This is a genomic window from Microcoleus sp. AT3-A2 (assembly GCF_036705685.1).
GTDB lineage: Bacteria > Cyanobacteriota > Cyanobacteriia > Cyanobacteriales > Microcoleaceae > Microcoleus.
Genome location: NZ_JAUBVF010000122.1, coordinates 1 through 4,406 on the forward strand (window position 1 = coordinate 1; position 4,406 = coordinate 4,406).

General features: G+C 43.7%; 4 protein-coding genes. 3 read left to right on the forward strand and 1 reads right to left on the reverse strand.

Features of this window, described 5'->3' with window-relative positions; genetic code table 11:
• Positions 1-226: 226 nt before the first annotated feature.
• The 3 genes from QUB37_RS29155 to QUB37_RS29165 all read left to right on the forward strand — a co-directional run bounded on the left by QUB37_RS29155 (position 227) and on the right by QUB37_RS29165 (position 2,540).
• Positions 227-574 carry a DUF6717 family protein gene (locus QUB37_RS29155; protein WP_333168680.1) on the forward strand — a complete coding sequence of 116 codons (348 nt, stop codon included), beginning with the start codon at positions 227-229 and terminating at the stop codon, positions 572-574.
• A gap of 14 nt (positions 575-588) precedes the next feature.
• On the forward strand, positions 589-1,938 hold the full coding sequence (locus QUB37_RS29160) for an LCP family protein (protein WP_333168682.1): 1,350 nt from the start codon (positions 589-591) through the stop codon (positions 1,936-1,938).
• A gap of 92 nt (positions 1,939-2,030) precedes the next feature.
• Positions 2,031-2,540 carry a pentapeptide repeat-containing protein gene (locus tag QUB37_RS29165; RefSeq protein WP_333168684.1) on the forward strand — a complete coding sequence of 170 codons (510 nt, stop codon included), beginning with the start codon at positions 2,031-2,033 and terminating at the stop codon, positions 2,538-2,540.
• Positions 2,541-2,668: 128 nt separating this feature from the next.
• Here the strand turns inward: QUB37_RS29165 and QUB37_RS29170 are convergent, their stop codons facing one another.
• A complete protein-coding gene (locus QUB37_RS29170; protein WP_333168686.1) occupies positions 2,669-3,922 on the reverse strand; it encodes an S-layer homology domain-containing protein in 1,254 nt (417 codons plus the stop codon).
• Positions 3,923-4,406 lie beyond the last annotated feature (484 nt).

A 4,406-nucleotide genomic window follows, 5' to 3' on the forward strand; every position in this document is an offset into this window, starting at 1 on the left:
TTTTTTTTTCAAATTGCAAGTCTCCGAAAACGTCAACGGTCGCTGGCATCTATCTTATTGTTGAACCTGATAGCTGAGCGCCAGCAACCGTTGCCGTTCTTGAGAACTGTTCGCTAGTCTCACAGCGATCGTACTTTTTGACCTGCTTAGTCTAAACTCCAAATATAATGTATCCACACTTGCATTTTTGCAGACAAAACAAAGGAAATGAAAAGAGGCGAATACCATGTCCAATGCCATGATGGTAATTTACCCCTATCGCGAACAGTACACCTGGGTTTTTGACGACGAGCGAGTCGGACTTGTCCGAGAACCATTTGTTCAGGGCGTCCCCGAAATGATTAACGCGCTTGTGGCAGACATTCCCAATGCCGCCCAAGGTTTCCGACTTTTATTTTCAGCCAATCCATTTCCCGGATATCAAGCAGAAATGCTGTGGTTGAAAGCAGAATACGGCGGTAACTGGTATCGGTGGGAATCGAAAAATCTCGAAGGCTGGCTGTGTCCGGCTATGTTCAAATACTTTCTAGAAGCACCGCCCAAGTTTTACTGCAAAGCTGAAAAACTGCAATAACCAACAGCAAGTCTATGAAAAACTTGTCAATTTTTAAAAGAGACTTTGTTACACCAGTCGATCAAATTTCTAGAAAAAAGCCTAAATTCTTCCTGTATATAGTGGGGCTATTTTTCCTGGTTTTCACAGCCGCCATCTCGGCCACATTGGGAGCAATTACCGCCCTTTTAGCTCCCGTGGAACCGCCAATTATCAATAGAGTATTAGAGGCGACGGGCTTTGACTATCTATCCTCCAACCGCTCTGGATACCGCCTGTCGCGGTCAGTTAATGTCTTGATATTGGGAATTGACAGTGTGCCAGAATCTGCCGCCAATTCCCCTAAGATATTTAACGGTCGCAGCGATACAATACTCTTATTGCACCTCGAACCTAGAGATAAATCTATTAGTTTGCTTTCAGTTCCACGAGATACTAAAGTCGAAGATGCTGGAATTAGCTTCAGCAAAATTAACGAAGCCAATGCTAGAGGAGGAGCAGCTTTGGCCACGCGATTGGTTAGCAGTATGCTGAACAATACGAAAATTGAACGATACGTGCGAGTCAGCAGTAATGCGTTTCAGGAATTAGTCGATTTGTTGGGCGGAATTGAGGTATTTGTACCTCGCGCGATGTCCTATACAGATACCGCTCAAAAGTTAAAAATAAACTTAGGGCAGGGATGGCAAACTCTCAACGGAGAACAGGCAGAACAATTTGCTCGATTTCGCAACGACGGTTTAGGAGATATTGGCCGCATTCAACGGCAGCAATCTTTAATTCAAGCTATTCGGGACCGCCTCGCAAGTCCATCAGCATTGGTGCGCTTGCCACAAATTGTTCGATTGATGCAAAAATATGTGGATACAAACCTAAGTTATGAGGAAATATTGACGCTAGCCAATTTCGGTTTGCAATTGGAGCGAGATAATTTTAAAATGGTAATGTTGCCTGGACGTTCTAGTTCAGAAACAGGGGATTTGAGGAGTTATTGGATTGTAGATGTGCTCGGGCGCGATCGCATTATGACACAATACTTGAACCAGAGCGTGCCGGATTTTGAACAAGGACGATTTCGCACTCCCAGCGAGTCCCTGTTGCCCAAAAACCTCAAAATATCTGTCCAAAACGCTTCTAGCAAACCGACAACTGCAAAAAACGTTGCTGACTTTCTCACAAAAAAGGGCTTTTTTAATGTATCTGTAGTGCAGGATGCGCCCCAGAAGCAGCGTCAAAGTCAAATTATTGTTCAGCAAGGCGATTTAGAGGCAGCGAATCTACTGCAAAAAGAGTTAGGCGGCGGTAAAATTGAAGCATCTTCTACGGGTGAAATCAATTCTGACTTGACACTTAGCGTTGGCGAAGATTGGGTAAAGCGATTTTAATTAGTCATTAGTCATTAGTCAACAGTCATTAGTCATTAGTCAACAGTCAGCAGTCAACAGTCAACTATGCCCAATTCCCCATTCCCATCATCATGAAAAGTGTTTTCCGAATATTCCTGAGCCTGATTTTAAGTTTAGTGTTGGCTGTTGGGTGGGTGCTGCTGAGTGCTACTCCGGCATTTGCCCTGCCGAAAACTAATATTAATTACACAAATATTAATTTGTCCGATCGCGATTTTTCCAACTCGGATTTAGCAGGGGGAACATTTGTCGCTGCTGAAATGCGGGGAACAAATTTTCAAGGTGCTGATTTAACTAATGCGATTTTGACTAAGGGAGTTTTGCTGAATGCCAACTTGTCAGGTGCCAACCTCTCCGGTGCTTTGGCAGATAGAGTTACATTTGATGGCGCTAATTTGACGAATGCTAATTTTTCCGAGGCAATTATGACTCGAACTCGGTTTTTTGATGCTGCAATTTCCGGCGCTGATTTTACTGACGCGATTATCGACGCTTATCAAGTGACTCTCCTGTGCGAGAAAGCAGATGGTGTCAATCCCGTGACGGGAGTTTCTACCCGCGAAAGTTTGGGATGTCCGTAGGAATTCACACTTAAAGAAAATCGCTGGCTAATTATTTGATTATATGCACCTGTAGCGAGGTAAAATATACAAATTAAAGCCCCTCTCCTGCAAGGCGAGGGGTTTGAAAAAATTTCCTAGTATCGGCTCTATCGAGCGCTACAAATGCCTGTGCTGGCAGTACCAACTACCAAATCGGACTTCAACAGCAAATCTAAATCGGTGTCAGGATTAACAGCATACAAATCGACTTTATCTCGACCCAAAAACACTCCGATCAAAGTCCCGATTCCCGCACCGCCGAGCACCTCTTCAGTCGCGATCGCCCGATCGCCCGTAACACCTGCGATCGCCGCCGCTGCTGCTGCACCCAACGCCGTATTCTTAACCAGATTGCCAACATTAACGCCCTTGGTAACAGTTTCTTTCCTAGTAATCAGTTGCGAAGTGGCATTGAGAGGCACTCTGCTGCCGTTGATGATACTTAATTCTTGAGCCACAAACTGAACGCCCGAAGCAGTCGATCGCAATTCGCCACTAATTTTCGACCCTTCCGGTATCAGCACTTGGCCATTATTGCCCGTGATATCCGAAGCTACAGTCAGCGTAATTGGAGACTTGTCATTGGGGCCGAGCAAAATCTTGCCTTTTGCATACTCGATTGGGATAGTCACCCCGCTGGGAATTTGCACAGCAACAGATTCGCTAACATCAATCTTAGCAATGTAAGGAGAATTAATTGGTCTTGCTTGATTGGTACTAACTAATGTTTGATAGATAAAAGCAGCTACTTCAGCTCGCGTTGCTGACTTGTTCGGTTTGAGAGATTTAGGACTGGGATAGCTGACAACCAATTGTTTTTCAGTAGCAGCAGCAACGCTTTTGACAGCATAACTTTGAATCTCACCCGCATCATTATAGTAGCTGAGAACATCTTGAAAATCGCACGTAGGCTCATAGCCCATGCCGTTATTTAAAGCGACTACAACTTGAACGCGAGGAATCTGCTGTGTCGGCCTGAAAACATTGCCGGGATAGCCAGACATCCATCCCATTTCGTAAGCTTCGGCGATCGCCCCGCTTGCCCAAAAATTAGACGGAACATCGGCAAACCTCACAGCAGCGCGGGTTTTTGCCTTTTTCACAGAACGCACCATTGCCGCGAATTCAGCCCGCGTTACTGGTGCATCCGGCCGAAAACTGCCATCGGGAAATCCTTTGATAATTCCTCTTTCTGACAAATCTTGAATAAAGTCTTTTGCCCAGTAGTTACTATTAACATCCGAAAAAGCTGTTTGAGCAAAAGAAGGCGCGGGAGCTAGCATCGGCGCTGCGGTTCCGGCAACGGTTCCCAAGGTTAATAAAACAGATGTACCGGATTTGATGCGATGTAATACAGACATTTTTTGATTCTCCAATTTACACAATTTTTTTATTGAGGAGAACTAAGCTTTTGATAGGCTGATTGATTCTGCCCGAAATGGCTTTTTTCCTCACTTATGTAATCATTATTGAATGCTTTTATTTTTAGTGTGGGGAAGATACGGTCGTTTAAAATAAATATTTTTATTCTGAGTGGGGGATTTTAAAATGCTTAAATTCCTTAAAATCCTTATGTTGCTTATCTCCCTTATCTACCTGGTGTCTGCAATTAACAGGATTTAGGAACAAAGCCGTTTGATATTAGTTAACTATATAAATCCTAAATCATTTGTGAATTTCTTACTCCCTCCCCTTAATAAGGGGAGGGTTGGGGTGGGGTAAAAAATTTACGACTCCTGCAAGGATTGCTATATATTAACTAAAAGCGAATAAGCTGTTGTGCATTTAAAACGCATATTGGTATAATATAACATAATGATATTCAGAAAAAGTGAATGCCTGCTA

Bases quoted from the DNA above. Each gene is read 5' to 3' on its own strand.
- QUB37_RS29155 (WP_333168680.1), top strand. From the start codon at position 227: ATGTCCAATGCCATGATGGTAATTTACCCCTATCGCGAACAGTACACC.
- QUB37_RS29160 (WP_333168682.1), top strand. From the start codon at position 589: ATGAAAAACTTGTCAATTTTTAAAAGAGACTTTGTTACACCAGTCGAT.
- QUB37_RS29165 (WP_333168684.1), top strand. From the start codon at position 2,031: ATGAAAAGTGTTTTCCGAATATTCCTGAGCCTGATTTTAAGTTTAGTG.
- QUB37_RS29170 (WP_333168686.1), bottom strand. From the start codon at position 3,922: ATGTCTGTATTACATCGCATCAAATCCGGTACATCTGTTTTATTAACC.